The 17,647-nt window shown below is 66.6% G+C and carries 13 protein-coding genes; 6 read left to right on the top strand and 7 right to left on the bottom strand.

The genetic code is table 11. The features are described from left to right. Positions 1-19: 19 nt before the first annotated feature. From WA983_RS05215 to tcuB, 3 genes are all read left to right on the top strand, one after another. A complete protein-coding gene (locus tag WA983_RS05215) occupies positions 20-949 on the top strand; it encodes a LysR substrate-binding domain-containing protein (protein ID WP_424311699.1) in 930 nt (309 codons plus the stop codon). 84 nt (positions 950-1,033) lie between these two features. Beyond that, positions 1,034-2,440, top strand: a complete 1,407-nt coding sequence (gene tcuA, locus WA983_RS05210; RefSeq protein WP_424250930.1) for an FAD-dependent tricarballylate dehydrogenase TcuA — start codon at positions 1,034-1,036, stop codon at positions 2,438-2,440. Positions 2,441-2,455: 15 nt separating this feature from the next. Further along, entirely contained in the window at positions 2,456-3,613 is a 1,158-nt protein-coding gene (gene tcuB, locus WA983_RS05205; RefSeq protein ID WP_424250928.1) for a tricarballylate utilization 4Fe-4S protein TcuB, read from the top strand. A 4-nt stretch (positions 3,614-3,617) separates the two neighbouring features. Here the strand turns inward: tcuB and WA983_RS05200 are convergent, their stop codons facing one another. The 5 genes from WA983_RS05200 to WA983_RS05180 form a co-directional block, all read right to left on the bottom strand. Next, on the bottom strand, positions 3,618-4,340 hold the full coding sequence (locus WA983_RS05200; protein ID WP_424311697.1) for an SDR family NAD(P)-dependent oxidoreductase: 723 nt from the start codon (positions 4,338-4,340) through the stop codon (positions 3,618-3,620). A 58-nt stretch (positions 4,341-4,398) separates the two neighbouring features. Beyond that, entirely contained in the window at positions 4,399-6,921 is a 2,523-nt protein-coding gene (locus tag WA983_RS05195) for an ATP-binding cassette domain-containing protein (RefSeq protein WP_424311696.1), read from the bottom strand. Between the two features lie 10 nt (positions 6,922-6,931). Continuing rightward, entirely contained in the window at positions 6,932-7,807 is an 876-nt protein-coding gene (locus WA983_RS05190) for a branched-chain amino acid ABC transporter permease (RefSeq protein WP_424249932.1), read from the bottom strand. Positions 7,808-7,892: 85 nt separating this feature from the next. Continuing rightward, positions 7,893-9,155, bottom strand: coding sequence for an ABC transporter substrate-binding protein (locus WA983_RS05185; RefSeq protein ID WP_424249934.1), 1,263 nt, complete (start codon positions 9,153-9,155; stop codon positions 7,893-7,895). A 176-nt stretch (positions 9,156-9,331) separates the two neighbouring features. Further along, complete coding sequence (locus tag WA983_RS05180) at positions 9,332-10,270, bottom strand: LysR substrate-binding domain-containing protein (protein ID WP_424249936.1); 939 nt, start codon at positions 10,268-10,270, stop codon at positions 9,332-9,334. Positions 10,271-10,478: 208 nt separating this feature from the next. Between WA983_RS05180 and WA983_RS05175 the strand changes: the two genes are divergently transcribed. The 3 genes from WA983_RS05175 to WA983_RS05165 all read left to right on the top strand — a co-directional run bounded on the left by WA983_RS05175 (position 10,479) and on the right by WA983_RS05165 (position 14,262). Further along, on the top strand, positions 10,479-11,912 hold the full coding sequence (locus WA983_RS05175; protein WP_424249937.1) for an aldehyde dehydrogenase family protein: 1,434 nt from the start codon (positions 10,479-10,481) through the stop codon (positions 11,910-11,912). Positions 11,913-12,010: 98 nt separating this feature from the next. After that, positions 12,011-13,813, top strand: coding sequence for a thiamine pyrophosphate-binding protein (locus tag WA983_RS05170; protein ID WP_424249939.1), 1,803 nt, complete (start codon positions 12,011-12,013; stop codon positions 13,811-13,813). A 26-nt stretch (positions 13,814-13,839) separates the two neighbouring features. Then, positions 13,840-14,262 carry a cupin domain-containing protein gene (locus tag WA983_RS05165; RefSeq protein WP_424249940.1) on the top strand — a complete coding sequence of 141 codons (423 nt, stop codon included), beginning with the start codon at positions 13,840-13,842 and terminating at the stop codon, positions 14,260-14,262. 36 nt (positions 14,263-14,298) lie between these two features. Here the strand turns inward: WA983_RS05165 and WA983_RS05160 are convergent, their stop codons facing one another. Together WA983_RS05160 and WA983_RS05155 are read right to left on the bottom strand one after the other, a co-directional pair. Beyond that, entirely contained in the window at positions 14,299-15,999 is a 1,701-nt protein-coding gene (locus WA983_RS05160; protein WP_424311694.1) for an FAD-dependent oxidoreductase, read from the bottom strand. A 113-nt stretch (positions 16,000-16,112) separates the two neighbouring features. Beyond that, positions 16,113-17,621, bottom strand: a complete 1,509-nt coding sequence (locus WA983_RS05155) for a CoA-acylating methylmalonate-semialdehyde dehydrogenase (protein ID WP_424311692.1) — start codon at positions 17,619-17,621, stop codon at positions 16,113-16,115. Between the last annotated feature and the right edge of the window lie 26 nt (positions 17,622-17,647).

The raw sequence follows: 17,647 nt of genomic DNA, 5'->3' as shown, positions 1-17,647 counted from the left end.
ATTGGGCTACTATCGATTCATGGAAATCCGCCAACTGCGCTACTTCGTGTGCGCGATCGAGCAAGGCAGCATGGGCCGGGCCGCGCGCGAACTGAGCGTGGTCACCTCGACCCTGAGCCAGCAGATCAGCCGCCTCGAGTCCGAGCTCTCGACCCGACTGTTGCAGCGCACGGCGACGGGAATTGTGCCGACCGATGCGGGCATCGCGTTTTTTCGCCAGGCTCAGCTTGCCTTGCGCAATATCGATGAGGCGGCGCGGTCCGCCAGGCAGGCGCGTTTGTCCGGTCATGTCAGCGTCGGTCTGGCCCCCACCACGGCGGCTGTCCTCGGCTTGCCCCTGATCCTGGCGATGCGCGAACGCTATCCCGATGTGCGTCTGCATCTGGTCGAGTCCTTGTCGGGACATCTGGCGGCCATGCTCAATGCCCGTCAGCTCGATCTGGCGATCCTGTTCAACGATGAGGCAGGGCGCAAGTGGTCGGTGATGCCTTTGCTCGAAGAAAATCTTTACGTGATTGCGGCTCGGGGATTCAAGGACTTTCCCCGGCGCAAGACCGTGCGTCTGGCCGGCCTGGCCGGCCTGCCGCTGGCCATGCCCACGCACCTGCATGGCTTGCGCAGCACCCTGGCGTCCGCAGTGCGCCGTCAGGCCGTCAAGCTGGAAGTCGCGCTGGAGATCGATTCTCTGGCGATGCTGATGGATGCGGTGGCGGCCGGGCTGGTGGCGACGATCCAGCCAGGGGCGGCCATCACCCGCATGGCGGGGCATGATCTGGCCATGGCGCGGCTCTCGGACCCGGGCCTGGTGCGCCGCAATCTGCTGGCCAGCCTGTCCGATGAAGAATTGTCACCCGCAGGCCTGGCGGTCCGCGTGGCGCTGCGTGACGTGGTGCGCGGGCTGGTCGAAAGCGGGCAGTGGCTTGGTGCCCGCAGTCTTCACGAATCGTGAAGAGGGCTTGCCGGACGGACGTCTAGCGGATTCGTTCGGCGTCACCTAAGCTTTCGGAGGTGTGCAACCTTTCGAGAGCCGATCATGCTCGATGTCCTGGTCATCGGCGGCGGAAACGCCGCCCTGTGCGCCGCGCTGATGGCGCGCGAGGCGGGCGCCGAGGTGCTGCTCCTGGAGTCCGCGCCCCGGGCGTGGCGTGGCGGCAATTCCATGCATACGCGCAATCTGCGCTGCATGCACGACGCGCCCCAGGATGTGCTGGTGGGCGCATATCCCGAGGAAGAGTTCTGGCAGGATCTGCTGAAGGTCACGGGCGGGCGCACCAACGAAGAGTTGGCGCGCATCGCGATCCGCGCCTCGGCAAGCTGCCGCGGCTGGATGCGCCGCCACGGCGTGCGGTTTCAGCCGTCCCTGTCGGGTACGCTGCACGTGGCGCGCACCAACGCCTTTTTCATGGGCGGGGGCAAGGCTCTGGTCAACGCCTACTACCGCAGCGCCGAGGCGCTGGGCGTGCGCGTGCGCTATGACGCGACGGTGGATCGGCTGGAACTTGAGGACGGCCGTTTCCGGGCTGCCTGGCTGGGCGATGAGCGCATCGAGGCGCGTGCCTGCGTCGTGGCCTCGGGCGGATTCGAATCGAATCGTGAGTGGCTGCGCGAGGCGTGGGGCCCCGACGAGGCCGGGGAGTGGCCCGCTGAGAATTTCCTGATCCGGGGCACGCGCTTCAATCAAGGCGTGCTGCTGCGCGACCTGCTGAATCAGGGGGCGGACCGGATCGGCGACCCGACGCAATGCCACTCGGTGGCGATCGACGCGCGTGCGCCGCTGTACGACGGTGGCATCTGTACGCGCATCGATTGCGTGTCGCTCGGGATCGTGGTCAATCGCCTGGCGCAGCGCTTCTACGACGAAGGCGAGGATTTCTGGCCCAAGCGTTATGCCATCTGGGGGCGGCTGGTGGCCCGGCAACCCGGCCAGATCGGCTATTCCATCATCGATGCCAAGGCGATCGGCCGCTTCATGCCGCCGGTGTTCAAGGGCGAGCAGGCCGATACTCTGGATGAGCTGGCGCGGCGCCTGGGCCTGGATGAGGCCGCCTTCATGCGGACCGTGACCGACTACAACGCGGCCTGCCGCACCGGACATTTCGATCATGAGGTCCTGGACGACTGTCATACCGAGGGGCTCGTGCCGCCCAAGACCCATTGGGCTCGGCCTCTGGACACGCCGCCCTATTACGCCTACGCCCTGCGTCCCGGCATCACTTTCACCTATCTGGGCGTACGGGTCGACGCGCGCGCCGCCGTGCATTTCGGCGGACGACCCAGCGACAACCTGTTCGCGGCCGGCGAAGTCATGGCCGGCAACGTTCTGGGGCAGGGCTATACCGCCGGCGTGGGCATGAGCATCGGCACGGCCTTCGGCCGGATCGCCGGGACCCAGGCTGCAGCGGCCGCCCTGCATCGGCCCGCCCCTGCGCTCGTCGCATAGTATCGAGGACATTTCATGCAGACCCTGCAAGCTCTGACCCGGGACGCGGTATCCACCCTGATGCTGTCGCCCGAAGAAACCGAAGTCGACCGCGTCATGACCATCTGCAACGCCTGCCGCTATTGCGAAGGGTTTTGCGCCGTATTCCCGGCGATGACGCGCCTGCTGGAATTCGACAAGGCCGACATCCACTACCTGGCGAACGTCTGCCACAACTGCGGCGCCTGTCTGCATGCCTGCCAGTATGCCGAGCCCCACGAGTTCGCCGTCAACGTGCCGCGTGCGCTGGCGGCGGTGCGGCCCTTGACCTATGCGGAGTTCGCCTGGCCGCCGGCGCTGGGCCGCTTGTACCGGCGGGCCGGCCTGACCATGGCGCTGGCGACTGCGGGCGGTCTGGCGCTGTTCCTCGTGCTGGTGCTGATCGTGAATCAGGGCGCCTGGCTGCATGCCCCGCTGGCAGGCAATTTTTATGCGATCTTTCCGCACAACACCCTGGTGCTGATGTTCGGTGCGGTGTTCCTGTACGCGATCGTGGCCCTGGGCCTGGGGGTCACCGCGTTCTGGCGCATGCTGTCGCCTGCGGCTGCGCCGGTAGCCGTCCTGGGCGCAGCCGGCCTGGATGCCGCAGGCAAGGCCCTGACGCTGAAATATCTGGATGGCGGCCATGGCGAGGGCTGCAACGACGAGGATGACCGCTACACCCACAGGCGTCGGGTGTTCCATCACCTGACGTTCTACGGCTTCGTGTGCTGTTTCATCGCCACCTCGGTGGCGACCCTGTACCACTATCTGCTGGACTACCCGGCGCCGTATCCCGTCGTCAGCGTGCCGGTGCTGTTCGGCATCGTGGGCGGGATCGGCCTGCTGATCGGGCCTGCAGGCCTGCTGTGGCTGAATCTCCGGCGCCATCCCGAACACGCCGTGTCGGCCCAGCAGCCCATGGACCGGGGCTTCATTGCGCTACTGGTGCTGGTGAGCGCCACCGGCCTGGCCTTGCTCGTCTGGCGCGACACCGGCGCCATGGGCCTGTGGCTGGCCCTGCATCTGGGGGCCGTGATGGCCTTCTTCCTGACCATGCCGTACGGCAAGTTCGCCCACGGGGTGTTCCGTTCGGCGGCGCTGTTCAGGAGCGCGCTGGACAAGCGTATAGAAAAACCGCCTGTCAGCGACTGAACGTTCAGATCAGCCCGCCATTGGGCTGGATGACCTGTCCGTGCACCCACGAGGCCTTGCCCGAGGCGAGAAAAGCGATGACGGCTGCGATCTCCGCCGGGTCGCCCACGCGGTTGAACGGGCTCATGGCGGCCGAACGCTGGATGGCCTCCGCACTCTTGCCCGAGCGGAACAGATCCGTATCCACGGGGCCGGGCGCGACCGCGTTCACGTGGACATTGCGTGCCGCCAGCTCCTTGGCCAGGGAACGCACCAGGCATTCGACGGCCGCCTTGGTGGCGCTGTAGGGGCCGATCCCCGGCACCGCGTGGCGCACCAGCGAAGTCGTCAGGGCAATGATGGTGCCGCCGTCCTTGACGTGGCGGGCGGCTTCGCGCAGGACGTTGAAGGCGCCGACGATATTGATTTCGACCAGGCTGCGGAAATGATCGCTGTCGAACTGCGCAAGGGGGCCGGGCGGCACGTTGATGCCGGCGTTGGCCACCACGCAGGTGGGTGCATCGCCGAAGTCCCGTGCCACGTCGGCGAAGACCTGGGCGACCTGCGCCTCGTCCCGGATGTCGGCCGCGTAGCCGACACAGCGTCGGCCGCCGATCTGCTCGGGGAAATCCCCCGGGCGGGCGACGTAGGTGTAGGCGACGTCGAAGCCGTCCGCAGCCAGGGCCTGGACGCAGGCCGCGCCGATGCCGCGCGAACCGCCGAATATGAGGGCTGTCTTGTTGCTCATGGGTAACCTCTGCAGGGTCATGGGGTGGAGTGTCGGCAGTGGGCCGGCAGAGTGCCGCTCACAGCCACAGGATTTGCTTGCGGTATTCCAGGTCGGTCAGGAGGGGCTCGGCCGGACCCTCGTGGAAGACCGATCCGCGTTCGAGCGCGTAGACCCGGTCGGCCAGGGCCAGCACGAGATCCAGATTGTGTTCGACGATCAGGATGGAAACGTGCTCGCGCAGACGGTCGAACACGGTGAACAGCTCTTGCACGACGGTGGGCGCCAGGCCTTCGAAGGGCTCGTCGAGCAGCAACAGCCGGACGTTGCCTGACAATGCGCGGGCGACGGCGACCATCTGCTGTTCGCCGCCGGAAAGGTAGTCGGCAGCGACGTGCATGCGTTCTTTGATGCGGGGGAAATAGTCGAAGATCTTCGCCTCGTCCCACACGGTGCCCGAGCGCCCGTCGGTGGCGCGCGCCTGCCGGCCGAGCGCGAGATTTTCGGCGACCGTCATGCCGGCGAACAGCCCGCGACCCTGCGGCACGTAGCCGATGCCCAGGCGGGCGATGTCGGGAGTGGGCAGTCCCGAGAGAGGCCGTCCCGCGAGTTCGATCGTCCCGGAGGCGGGGTGGACGAGCCCCATCAGCGTTTTCAGCAGCGTCGATTTGCCGGCGCCGTTGCGTCCCAGCAGCGCCACGATCTCGCCCTGACGCACGTCCAGGGTGGCCTGGCTCAGGATATGGCTTTTTCCGTAGTAGGCATCGACCTGGTCGAAACGCAGCAGCAGGGGTCGCTCGGCCGTCGGCGTGGCCGAGCGCCCCGTGACCGGCGGTGTGCCGGTGCCGGTGTAGATTTCCTGCACCCGGCGATCCTGGCGGATGATCTCGGGTGTGCCGGTGAGCAGGACCTCACCCTGGTTCATCACGGTGACCTGGTGCGAAAACGACAGCACCCGGTCGATGTCGTGCTCGACGATCAGCACCGGGATGTGGGCGGCGATGGTCTGGATCAGGCGCGACACGCGTTCGCGTTCGGCTGCGGCCAGGCCTGCCAGGGGTTCGTCCAGCAGCAGGACGCGCGGCTTGGAGCCCAGCGCGATGCCCAGGTCTACCAGGCGCTGGCCCCCGTAGGAAAGTTGATCGCCGCCGACGTGCTCCATGCCTTCGAGCCCGAGGAATTTCATGAGTTCGGCCGTTTCCGCCTGGACGTCCGGGAAGTCGTCGATGTCGCGCCAGAGATTGAAATGCCCGGGATGGTGCGCTTGCAGGGACAGGCGCAGGTTCTCCTGGATCGACAGGCCCTTGAACAGGCTGGTGATCTGGAAGGATCGCGCCAGACCGCGCTGGCAGATGGTGTCGGCGCGTTCGCGCTGGATCTCGCGCCCATGCAGCAGGACCCGGCCCGAGGTGGGCATGAACAGGCCCGAGATCAGATTGAAGGTCGAGGTCTTGCCCGCGCCATTGGGGCCGATCAGCGCATGGATCTGGCCGGCGCTCACGGTCAGGTTCACGCCGCGCACGGCGTGGATGCCGCCGAAGCGCACGTCGATGTCCAGCGCCTGCAGCACGTCGCCGGAGTCGGCCTCGGGGCGCAGGAACGCGGGCAGGGGCAGGCCTTCGTGGATCTTGCGCTTGCTCATCGCCGCGCCGTCGGCGGGGGGCGGCTGGATGCGCTGCCGGATCGCGGTCCAGATGCCTGTCAGGCCTGCGGGCGAGAACAGCACGAAGGCCATGAAGATCAGGCCGAACCACAACAGCCAGTTATCGGTATAGATCGAGAACAGTTCCCGGAACAGCAGATAGAACAGCGCGCCCAGGGCGGGGCCGAGCAGGCTGCGCATGCCGCCGATCACCACCATGGCGAGCAGTTCGCCGGAGAACACCACGGTGGTGGATTCCGCTGCGGCCAGATGGTGCAGGAAGACCAGCAGGGCACCGGCCAGGCCGGTCACGCAGGCCGACAGGATGAAGGCCACGAGCTTGTAGTATTCGACCCCGTAGCCCTGGAAGGTGGCCCTCAACTGGTTTTCCCGGATGGCTTCCAGGACATGGCCGAAGGGCGATCGCACGAGGCGCAGCAGCACGTACAGCACCAGCACTGCCAGAGTCGCCGTCAGGACGTAGTACGCCAGGTAGTCGTTCAGGTCGATCGGGCCGATCGCCCCGCGTTGCAGGCCGCCCAGCCCCCCCTCGCCGCCGGTCACACTGGTCCAGCGAAAGGCGATGGCGAAGGTCAGCGCGCAGAGCGCGAGCGTCAGCAGGGCGAAATACACCCCCCGGCGGCGCAGGATCAGGAAGCCGATGATCAGCGCGGCCAGTGCGGTGAAGACGATCGAGCACAGGATTGGCATGAAGATCTGGTTGGGGAACCAGTGGATCTGGGCGAGCGCCGCCGCGTAGCCGCCGATGCCGAACCAGGCGCTGTGCCCGAAGGACACCAGGCCGGTGTAGCCCACCAGCAGGTTCAGGCCCATGGCGGCCATGGCCAGGATCACCACGAGCGTGGCGCTGTCGAGCGTCAGGCCGACGCTCTGGAGCGCGAAGGGCAGCAGGATCAGGCAGAGGATGCCGGTCCACAAGGGTCGATAGGTGCGCATCATGTCGCCGGCCTCACTCGAAACGCTCGATCCGCTTGCCGAGCAGGCCGCGCGGGCGGAACATCAGCACCAGAAACATCAGCACGTACATCGAGGCCTCGCCGGCGGCGGATTCGAAGTAGATCGTGATGCCGCGCACCACGCCGACCAGCAGCGCGGCCAGCACGACTCCCCAGAAGCTGCCCAGTCCGCCGATGATGACCACCACGAAGGCGACGGTCATGATCTCGGTCCCCATGGCGGGGTGCACGACGGTGATCGGGCCGAACAGCACGCCGCCGAGCGCGGCCGTCCCGACGCCCAGCATCACGATCGCCGTCATGTAGGGCTGCAGGCGGATGCCGAGGGCGGCCACCATGTCGGGTTTCTGGACCCCGGCGCGGATGACCCGGCCGAAAGGCGTCTTGTGCAGCAGCAGCCAGATGCCGCTCATCACGATCAGGACCACCAGCAGGATGAAGAGGCGGTATTTCGAGAACAGGAAATCGCCGGCGGAGATCGAACCCTTGAAGGCGGCCGGCATGGTGGAGGGCAGCGGCGAGGCGCCCCAGATCATGCGGATCAGTTGTTCGACCACCATGGCCAGCGCGAAGGTGATCAGCAGGCTGAGGATCGGATCGGCGGTGTAGAAGCGGCGCAGCAGGAAACGTTCGAACAGGATGCCCAGCAGGGCTACCAGCACCGGCGTGATGAGGATGCTGCCGCCGAAGCCCAGGTGGCGCATGACCTCCAGGGACACGTAGGCGCCCAGGGCGTAGAACGCCCCATGGGCGAGATTGACGATGCCGCCGACGCTGAAGATCAGGGACAGGCCCAGGGCGAGCAGCAGGTAGTAGCCGCCGAGCACCAGACCGTTGACGGCCTGCTCCAGAAAAAAAGTGAATTCCATGTCCGCTCACCAGGCAGGGAAGGGGGGGATCGCGTGCCGCCGGGCCCGGGACGGGGCGTGTGCCCCGCCTCGGGCGGCGCCGGAACTACATGACGCAGGTGTTGGCCGACTTGGGCGGTGCCAGCACTTCAAGCGACTGGTCAGGCGCCGGGACCGGGTCGCCGAAGACCAGGAAGTCCTGCGGGCCCTTGACCTGGTCGGGGGGCATGACGGTGAAGGGGTAGGCTTCCTGCATGAGTTGGTGGTCCCAGGGGCGGAAGTAGGCCTTGCGCGCCTTGAGGATGTCGAACTGCGCGCCCGATTCGAAATAGGCGATGAGCTTGTCGGTGTCGGTCGATTTGGTCTCGGTGATGCCTTGCGCGAGGATCTTGAGCGACACGTATTCGATCCAGGCGTGGTTCTCGGGGATTTTGTTGTATTTCTTGGTGAATTCGGCCACGAAGGACCGGGTGCCGGGCGTCTGCAGCTTGTGGTGCCACACGGTGGGCCAGATGCCGCTCAGGTTGCCGGGACCGGCGGCCCAGGCGTCGGCGGTGTTCAGGTTGAAGCCCGCGATCGGGTATTGCAGGCCGAACTCGGCGTATTGCTTGACGAAGTTCGTCACCTGATTGCCCGCCAGATTGCAGGCGACGACGTCGGGCTTGGCCTGGCGGATCTTGAGCAGATAGGGGCTGAAGTCGGTGACGTCGGTGGCGACCAGTTCGTCGCCGATCAAGCTGCCCCCATGCGAGTCGACGAACTTGCGCACTGCAGCCGACAGGTCGTGGCCGAACAGATAGTCGGCGGTCAGGGCGTAGATCTTCTTGCCCTTGATCAGGCCGTCCCGGGCCAGGGCCTCGCCCGCCGCATTGACCATGACCGTGACGGGGATGTCGATGTGGAACGTGTAGCGGTTGCAGTCTTTGCCGCGCAGGGTGTCGGACCGGGCGCCGGTGTTCAGGAACAGGATCTTGTTGCGCGCGGCGACTTGCGAGATGGCCAGTGCGGAGGCCGAGCTGATCTCGCCCATCAGCGCCACGACGTGGTCGCGTTCGATCATGCGCTGCGCTTTGGATGAGGCGACCTGAGGGTTGACGGAGTCCTCCGAGATCACGTCGAGCTTGCGGCCGAGCAGCCCGCCGCCCGCATTGATCTGTTCTGTGGCCAGTTGGATGCCCATGACGGCATAGTTGCCCAGGGCACCCAGGAAGCCCGTCATGGGGGTGAGGTGACCGATCCGGATGGCGTCGGACTGGGCTCTGCCCAGCAGGGGAAAACCCAGAGCTGCGCTACCGATCAATGCCGCGCCGGACTTCAGCACGGCACGGCGCGGTATCGACGCGCCCGTGTTCTGCTTGCCGTATTTCATGGCCTTGTCTCCGATGGATTGTTTGCAGGAGTGCTGCTTCTTGTAGGAATGACAGGTTGATGATAGGGGTGATTTCCCCTCATCATGAAATACCGTTTTTCGAGATAGGGTATAGGCAATTCATATAGCCCATGGGCGCCCTCGGTGCGTACCGCCGGATCAGCGCGGCCGGCGCTTCATTCCAGCAGCCTGACTGTGGGCCAGCGGCCCGTTTCGGTCAGCCAGCGGACTGTGGTGCGAATCTCGGAGGCGATCAGCGCGGCCGCCGGCGACAGCATTTCGTGGGAAACGGTGTAGAGATAGTTGCGGCGGGTGATCTGCGCGTCCGAGATGGCCAGTGCCCGCCACTCTTTGCCGCGTTCGCCTTCGAGCTGCAGGGCGGACATGGGCTTGATGGTGGCGCCCATGCCGGCGTAGACGCAGTTCATGAGCAGGGAGAGCGAATCGATCTCGGCGACGATGCGCGCCGACAGATTGCGTGCTTCGAGTTCGCTTTCGATGCGCTGGCGCAGGCCGTGTTTGCTGGTGGGGAGGATGAGGGGCAGTTCGGCCGCCTCGGCCAGCGTGATCCGGGCGCGGCGCGGCGCGACCAGCGCACTGGACCGGGGCAGCAGGACGAACAGTTCTTCTTCGATGATGGGGACGGCGTTCAGATCCGTCCCGACGTTGGGCTTGAACAGGATGGCGATGTCGAGCTGCCCCAGGCGGATCATCTGGCTGAGATGGCCGCTCATGCCCTCGACCACGTTCAGCAGAATCCGGGGGTAGCGTTCATGGATGCGCTGGACCAGGGGCAGGCCCAGGGCCGAGACCGTGGTGGCCGGCAGGCCCACGGTGACCATGCCGTGGGTTTCCATGGTTTCCTGGCGGGCGATCGACAGCGCCTGGTCGAGCTGGCGCAGCATGAACTTGGCGTGATGGTAGAGGGCCAGCCCGTTTTCCGTGGGGGTGACGCCTTTTGGGGAGCGTAGCAGCAGCGGTTTGCCGACCTCGTCTTCGAGTTTGCTCAGTTGCTGGCTGAGCGCGGGCTGGGCGATGAACAGTTGGCGCGAAGCCTTGGCGAAGCTGCCGCTTTCGACGATCTGGACGAAATACTGCAGCTGCTTGAGATTCATGGCGCGGTTCCGGACGGGATCGACGGGAGCATGAGGGGAAAGACGGATCGCTATATATTATGCTTATACCCCTTCGCCGAAAATAGTATTTTTACCTATTTTTCCGCGTTCCTATAATGCCGGCAAAGGCTGCTCATCGCCTGGGTTCGATCGGCCGTAAGCCATGACCCGAGCGGTTCTCCAGCGCACTGAGACGAAGGGACGAGACATGGAAGAGACACGGCGAGTGACTCGATGCCGTTTGTTGATCGGCGGCGGCTGGACCGACGGCGAGCGGGTCGGGCAGGTGCTGGACAAGTACACCCAGGATGTCTGTGCCGAAATGGCCGTGCCGTCGCGCGATCAGGTGCGCCAGGCGGTGTCGTGCGCGCAGGAGTCTTTTGGCAGCGACAGGCTGGACGCGTTCGAACGCGGCCAGATCCTGGATCGCGCCGCCGATGTCCTGTTGCGGCGCGAGGCCGACGTTCTGGCGGTCTTGCGCCAGGAGGCCGGATTTCCCGTATCGGATGCCCTGAACGAATTGCGGCGCAGCGCCCAGACACTGCGCCTGTCCGCGCACGAGGCCCGGGCCCTGTCGGGCGAGATGGTCCCTCTGGAGGGTGCGGCGGGGCAGCAAGGACGGCTGGGCTTCACGCTGAGGGTTCCCCTGGGGGTGGTGTGCGCCATCACGCCGTTCAACGCGCCGCTCAATACGGTCGCGCACAAGATCGCACCGGCCCTGGCGGCCGGCAATGCCGTGATCCTCAAGCCGTCCGAGCATACTCCGGGTGCGGCGGTGATTCTGGCCGAGTCCTTGCTCGAGGCCGGCCTGCCGTCGGGATTGCTGTCCGTCCTGCACGGCGGCGCCGAGGTCGCCCAATGGCTGCTGGACGAGCCGCTCGTGCGCTTCTATGCGTTCACGGGCAGTACCGCCGCCGGGCGCTACATCCAGCAGCATGCCGGCCTGCGCCGCACCCAGATGGAACTCGGCAGCATCGCCTTCACGATCCTGGCGGCCGATGCCGACCTGGACGTCGCGCTGCCCAAGATCGTGAGCGCGGCCTATCGCAAGGCGGGGCAGGTCTGCACCTCGGTGCAGATCCTGCTGGTTCAGACGCCGATCCTCGATCGCGTCGAGGCCCGTCTTGCTGGCATGGTGTCGGCGCTGCCGTGTGGCGATCCCGATCGGGCGGACACTGTGGTGGGGCCGCTCATCAGCCTGGCGGCGGCACGCCGCGTGGAGCAATGGATCGACGAGGCACGGACCCGGGGTGCACGCGTGCTGGCGGGCGGTGCCCGGCACGGCGCGGTGGTGCCGCCCACGCTGCTGGCCGACGTCGATGAATCCTTGCCGATCAGTTGCCAGGAAGTCTTCGGGCCGGTGATGACGGTGGTCCCGTTCACGACGCTGGACGAGGCGATCGAACGGGTGAATGCCACGCCTTACGGCCTGGCGACCGGCCTGTTCACCAATCGCCTGGACGCGGCATTCGACGCCGCTCGGCGTCTGAGGGTGGGGGGCGTGCACATCAACGAGACGTCCAGCTCGCGGGTCGATATGATGCCCTATGGGGGTTCCAAAGAGAGCGGGTTCGGCAGGGAAGGACCCCACTACGCAGTGCGCGAAATGAGCGAGGAGCGGATGGTGACGATCCGGGTCTAGCGGACCGCCTGATCGCGGTCCACGCGTGTGCGTCGTACCGCACGTCCGGAACATTTTTGAGCTTGGGCCGGATCGGCCGGCCTTGCGGGAGTGATGTGATGGCCATGATGAAGGGCGGCGAACTGATCGTCGAATACCTGATCCAGGAAAAGATTCCCTATGTGTTCGGCATTTGCGGCCACGGCAACGTGGGCATCCTCGATGCCCTGCATGGCGCGCGGGACCGGATCACGCTGGTCTCGCCCCGGCACGAGCAGTGTGCGGGGCACATGGCCGATGCCTACTATCGCGTCCGGCACCGGCCGGCGGCCACGCTGACCTCGACCGGCCCGGGGTCGGCGAATCTGGTGATGTCGCTGATCACGGCCCTGTCCGACTCCTCGACGTTCCTGGCCATTACGGCGAACGTTCCGACGTCCCAGCACAATCGCGCGCCTTTCCAGGAACTGTACGCCCACAACCAGGCGGATTTTTCCTCGGTGATCCGGCCGGTGGTGAAGCGTTCGTTCCAGCCTTCGCGGGTGGACATGCTGCCGCTGGCGCTGCGTCAGGCGATGGATGCCATGGTGATGGGGCGGCCCGGCCCCGTGAACCTCGACATCCCCTACAACGTCTTCCAGGAAGAGGCCGACGTCGAGTTGCCGCCGTCCTCCCGGCTGGACGACCGGGTACGTCCTTCGGCACGCGAGTCCGACGTAGGCGCCGTCCTGGACCTGCTGGCGGCTGCACATCGGCCGGCCCTGTTCATCGGCCATGGCGCGACGCTGGCCGAGGCCGGTCCCGAACTGACCGAGCTGGCGCGTCGCCTGGGTATTCCGGTGATTACCTCGCCCAACGGCATGGGCTGCGTGCCGGCCGACGATCCCCTGGTCCTGGGCTTCATCGGCCGCAACGGCGCTTATCCGGCGAATCAGGCGGGCCGCCACGCCGATCTGGTCCTCACGATCGGGACGCGTTTCGATGACCGTTCGTCCTCGACCTGGATTCCCGGGTATTCCTGGAACTTCCCGCAGACCCGGCTGGTTCATGTGGACATCGATCCTGCCGAACTGGGGCGGAACTATCCTCCTACGGTGGGAATCGTCGCCGATGCCAAGGTCTTCACGCGGCAGTTGCTGACCGGGCTGGATGCGCGTCCCGAACTGACCTCGGCACGCTATGGCGACTGGCGGCGAGAGGTCGCCGGTTGGCAGGCCGAGTGGGAATCCTTCATCCGGCCGCATTTCCAGGATTCGACCAGCCCCTTGCGGCCCGAGTTCGTGGTGGGCGCCTTGCAGGAGATGCTGCCCGACGACGTCATCCTGTCCCTGGATTCAGGCGTGCATCACAATTGGTTCATGCAGTTCTGGCGCGCCAGGCGGCCCGGCAGCATGCTCAATAGCTGGGGCTATTCGTCCATGGGGTTCGGCGTGTGCGGCATTCTGGGCGCGCAGCTTGCGGCCCCCGACCGGCCCTGCGTGGCGGTGGTCGGCGACGGCGGCTTCACCATGGCGCCTTATGTCCTGTGCACCGCTGTCGAGTACAACCTGCCGGTGGTCTGGGTGGTCTGGAACAATTTCGCCTGGGGAGCGATCCGCGACCTGCAGTACGGTCTGTTCGACGGCCGCGAGATCGGCACGGCGTTCTACCATGGCCGCACCGGCGAATCCTACAACCCGGATTTCGCCGCCTGGGCGCGCGCTTGCGGCGCCCAGGGCTATACGGTGACCCGGCCCCAGGAACTGCGCGCCGCGATCGAGCAGGCCCTGGCGGCGCGGCAGCCTTGCGTCGTCGACGTGCATGTGGACGCGAACGTGCGCCCGCCGTCGACCGGCACCTGGCAGTTGCCGCCGCTGCGCTATCCTGAACCCGCGTATGGCAAACCGTATCTCGCGCCCGGCGGGTCGGGCACCGGGACATGAACTGAAATTCCGACCAGGAGACCGTGATGAGCAAACCAGCCGCAGTCCGTGGAAAATCCTCCGGGCGATCGAAACAGAAGCCCGTGGCGACGACCTGCAATCTGGGTCAGTTGAAGTGGATTCAGTACCCCGGCCATTTCAACCAGGCCCTGTCCAAGGCGATCGTCACCCCCGAACGTTCGGGCAGCCGCTTCTTCGACTATCGCATGTCGTGCTACGAGCCCGGCGCCTACGTCGAGAGCCACGTGCACAAAGTCCAGGAGCAGATCTACCACGTCATCAGCGGCGAGGGCATCCTGGTGGTGGATGGCGAGGAGCGCCTGGTGCGCGCGAACGACGTGACGCACATTCCGCCCGGTGTGGTGCATGAGTTTCATTGCACCGGCACCGAGACGCTGGTGTTCCTGGTGATCACCAGTCCGCCGATGGACGAGGAACCCTGTCGCTAGGAAACACTGCACAGGGGGCGCTGCTGCGCCTCGGGCTCAGGCCTCGGGCGCGGCACCGGCGGCGTGCCGCGCCGCCAGATAGCCGAAGGTCATGGCCGGTCCAAGTTGAGTGCCGGCGCCGGGATATTCGCCGCCGAAGACCGAGTGCATGTCGGCCCCGCAGGCATAGAGGCCGGCGATGGGCTGGCCGTCCTGGCTCAGGACGTTGGCATGGGCGTTGGTGCGCAAGCCCAGGCTGGTGGCCAGCGGCGTGGGATAGACGCGCACGCCGTAGAACGGCGGGGCCGCGATCGGACCCAGGCACGGATTGGGCCGGTGCGCGGCGTCGCCGTTGTTCTGGTCATAGAGGCTTTCGCCCTTGTGGAAATCCGGGTCCCGGCCGCTGTCGGCGGATGCGTTGCAGGCTGCCACCGTGCGGGCCAGGCCTTCGGGATCGACGCCCGCCTGGCGCGCCAGATCGGCCAGCGTTTCGCCGCTCAGCAGGTAGCCGCTGCGGACATGTCTGTGGACCGTGAGCGCATGGGGCCAGATCATGCCCAGGCCGTACTTCCATAGAAAGCGGCGGTCGCAGACCAGCAGGGCGGGAATCGAGGGTGTGTCGCGGTGCGCGGCATACATGCCGCGTGAGAACTCATGATAGGACGCGGCTTCGTTGACGAAGCGCCGGCCTGCGGCGTTGACCGCGATCAGGCCGGGTTTGGCGCGATCCAGGACGATGTGGGGATAGACGGCGGTAGAGCCGTCCCGGCGCGTGGCGATCGAACTGGGAAACCAGAGTGCGTTGTCGCCTGCGGCAGGGCCCAGCGCGCCGCCCGCTTCCAAGCCGAGGCGGATGGTTTCCCCCGTGCAGGCCTCCCAGGCTGCGGTGTGGTGTGGCGTGGGCGAGGGCAGATAGCGTTCGCGCCATTGCGGATCGGCGGGAAAGCCGCCACCGGCCAGCACCACACCGCGGCGGGCGCGCAGGGTGCGTTTGATGCCGTCCCGGCTGACGATGACGCCCTGGACGGCACCCTCGGTGACGAGCAGTTGCGTGGTCTTCGTGCCGATGAGGATGCCCACCCCCCGATCGAGCAGGCTCTGGTACAGGCGGGCGGCGAGCGCGTTGCCCAGGACCAGCCGCGTGCCCCGGCGGTGGCGCAGGCGGTCGGCGAGCAGACGCGCGAACAGCGTGGTGCCCAGCCGGATGGCGTCCCACGAGGCCGGGCCGCTCAGCAGGCGGGCCGCCTCGCCCCGGGTCACCATCAGGCCTCCGGGCAGCATCAGTTCGCGGATCGGCGCGCGCAGCCGCCCGAACGCGGCGCCCAGCCGACGGCCGTCGAAAGGCAGGGGTTCCAGGGGGCGGCCGCCGAGGGCTGCGCCCGGCAGTTCCTGACGATAATCGGGGTGGTGCGGATAGGCCTTGAAACGCACGTCGCTGCGTGCTTCCAGGTATTCGACCATGCGTGTGCCCTGGTCGATGAAGGTTGCGCGCAGGGACCGGTCGGCATGTCCGCCGACCAGGGCGTCCAGATAGGTCAGGGCGTGCCCGGCATCGTCCGTGACGCCGAGCGCGCGCTGGTGCGGGTTGTCTGGGATCCAGACCGTCCCCGAGGACGTGGCGGAGGTGCCGCCGATCCAGTCCGTGCGTTCGATGAGCACGACGCGCAGTCCTTCCAGCGCACCGACCAACGCGGCGGTCATGCCGCCGGCGCCGGCGCCCAGTACGATCAGATCGAAGGTCTCGTCGTCCGCATTCATGCTCCGATTCTAGGCAGGCGCGCCCACGCTGGGAAGCAGGATTTTTTGCGCAGGGGTATAAGCCGGAGATATAGCGCCGCTAGATAGAGAGTATGCGGCGGCGCGCCCGTGCATCAGTGCGTCGGGAAGGCGAATTCCGCGCCCTTGGCCTCGCTGTCCGGCCAGCGCTGCATGACTGACTTCTGGCGCGTGTAGAAGCGCACGCCTTCTTCGCCGTAGACGTGCATGTCGCCAAAAAGGCTGTTTTTCCAGCCGCCGAAGCCGTGCCAGGCCATGGGCACGGGGATGGGCACGTTGATGCCCACCATGCCGACCTGAATGCGCCGCGCGAATTCGCGTGCCGCGTGGCCGTCGCGCGTGAAGCAGGCGACGCCGTTGCCGAAGCTGTGTTCGTTGATGATGCGGATGGCCGCATCGATGTCCGGCGCGCGGACGCAGGCCAGGACCGGGCCGAAGATTTCTTCCTGGTAGATCCTCATGTCGGGCGTGACGTGGTCGAACAGGCTGCCGCCGATGAAGAAGCCGTCTTCGTGGCCGGGGACGCACAGGTCGCGGCCGTCGTGCACCAGTTGGGCGCCTTCGGCCAGGCCGATGTCCAGGTAGCCGCGGATGCGCTCCAGGGCGTCCCGGGTGATGACCGGTCCCATTTCGGCTTGGGGGTCCATGCCGTGGGAGACCTTGAGCGTGCGGGCGCGCTCGGCCAGGATGGGCACGATGCGGTCGGCGGCGTCGCCGACCAGCACGGCCACCGACACGGCCATGCAGCGTTCGCCGGCCGCACCGTAGGCCGAGCCGATCAGGGCGTCGACGGCCTGATCCAGGTCCGCGTCGGGCATGACGACCATGTGATTCTTGGCGCCGCCCAGGGCCTGGACCCGCTTGCCATGCTGCGCACCGCGTTCGTAGATCGAGCGGGCGATGGGCGTGGAGCCGACGAAGCTGATGGCCTGGACTTCGGGGTGGGTCAGCAGGGCGTCCACCGCCTGTTTGTCTCCTTGCAGGACGTTGAACACGCCGTCGGGCAATCCGGCGTCGCGCAGCAGTTCGGCGATGCGCAGGGACACGGAGGGATCGCGTTCGCTGGGCTTGAGGATGAAGCAGTTCCCCGAGGCGACTGCCAGCGGGAACATCCAGCACGGCACCATGGCCGGGAAGTTGAAGGGCGTGATCCCGGCGACGACGCCCAGGGGCTGGCGCATGGTCCAGTTGTCCAGGCCGGTCGCGACCTGCTCGGTGTAGTCACCCTTCAGCAACTGCGGAATGCCGCAGGCGAATTCGACGATGTCGATGCCTCGGGCGAGTTCGCCCATGGCGTCGCTGAAGACCTTGCCGTGTTCCGCCGTGATGATGGCCGCCAGTTCTTCCTGGTGGGCGTTCATCAGTTCCAGGAATTTGAACATGACCCGGGCGCGGCGGGACGCAGGGGTGTTCGCCCAGGCGGGAAAGGCTGAGGCTGCGGCGGCGACTGCGGCTTCGACGTCCGCAGCGCCGGCCAGGCGCAATTGACGCGTGGTTTGCCCGGTGGCCGGGTTGTAGATGGCCTGGGTGCGGTCGCCCTGGCCCAGGGTGCGCTGCCCGTTGATGAAATGGCCGACGTCGGCGGTGTCTGCGTAGGCTTGCATAGTGGTCTCCCGAGGGGTTCGATCGT

It is taken from the genome of Castellaniella sp., assembly GCF_049650445.1.
GTDB lineage: Bacteria > Pseudomonadota > Gammaproteobacteria > Burkholderiales > Burkholderiaceae_B > Castellaniella.
The sequence above is the reverse complement of the archived record's forward strand: the minus strand, read 5'-3'. Positions and strand labels throughout refer to the sequence as shown.

Coding starts and splice junctions, on each gene's coding strand:
- WA983_RS05215 (WP_424311699.1), top strand. CDS start 20: ATGGAAATCCGCCAACTGCGCTACTTCGTGTGCGCGATCGAGCAAGGC.
- tcuA (WP_424250930.1), top strand. CDS start 1,034: ATGCTCGATGTCCTGGTCATCGGCGGCGGAAACGCCGCCCTGTGCGCC.
- tcuB (WP_424250928.1), top strand. CDS start 2,456: ATGCAGACCCTGCAAGCTCTGACCCGGGACGCGGTATCCACCCTGATG.
- WA983_RS05200 (WP_424311697.1), bottom strand. CDS start 4,340: ATGAGCAACAAGACAGCCCTCATATTCGGCGGTTCGCGCGGCATCGGC.
- WA983_RS05195 (WP_424311696.1), bottom strand. CDS start 6,921: ATGATGCGCACCTATCGACCCTTGTGGACCGGCATCCTCTGCCTGATC.
- WA983_RS05190 (WP_424249932.1), bottom strand. CDS start 7,807: ATGGAATTCACTTTTTTTCTGGAGCAGGCCGTCAACGGTCTGGTGCTC.
- WA983_RS05185 (WP_424249934.1), bottom strand. CDS start 9,155: ATGAAATACGGCAAGCAGAACACGGGCGCGTCGATACCGCGCCGTGCC.
- WA983_RS05180 (WP_424249936.1), bottom strand. CDS start 10,270: ATGAATCTCAAGCAGCTGCAGTATTTCGTCCAGATCGTCGAAAGCGGC.
- WA983_RS05175 (WP_424249937.1), top strand. CDS start 10,479: ATGGAAGAGACACGGCGAGTGACTCGATGCCGTTTGTTGATCGGCGGC.
- WA983_RS05170 (WP_424249939.1), top strand. CDS start 12,011: ATGGCCATGATGAAGGGCGGCGAACTGATCGTCGAATACCTGATCCAG.
- WA983_RS05165 (WP_424249940.1), top strand. CDS start 13,840: ATGAGCAAACCAGCCGCAGTCCGTGGAAAATCCTCCGGGCGATCGAAA.
- WA983_RS05160 (WP_424311694.1), bottom strand. CDS start 15,999: ATGAATGCGGACGACGAGACCTTCGATCTGATCGTACTGGGCGCCGGC.
- WA983_RS05155 (WP_424311692.1), bottom strand. CDS start 17,621: ATGCAAGCCTACGCAGACACCGCCGACGTCGGCCATTTCATCAACGGG.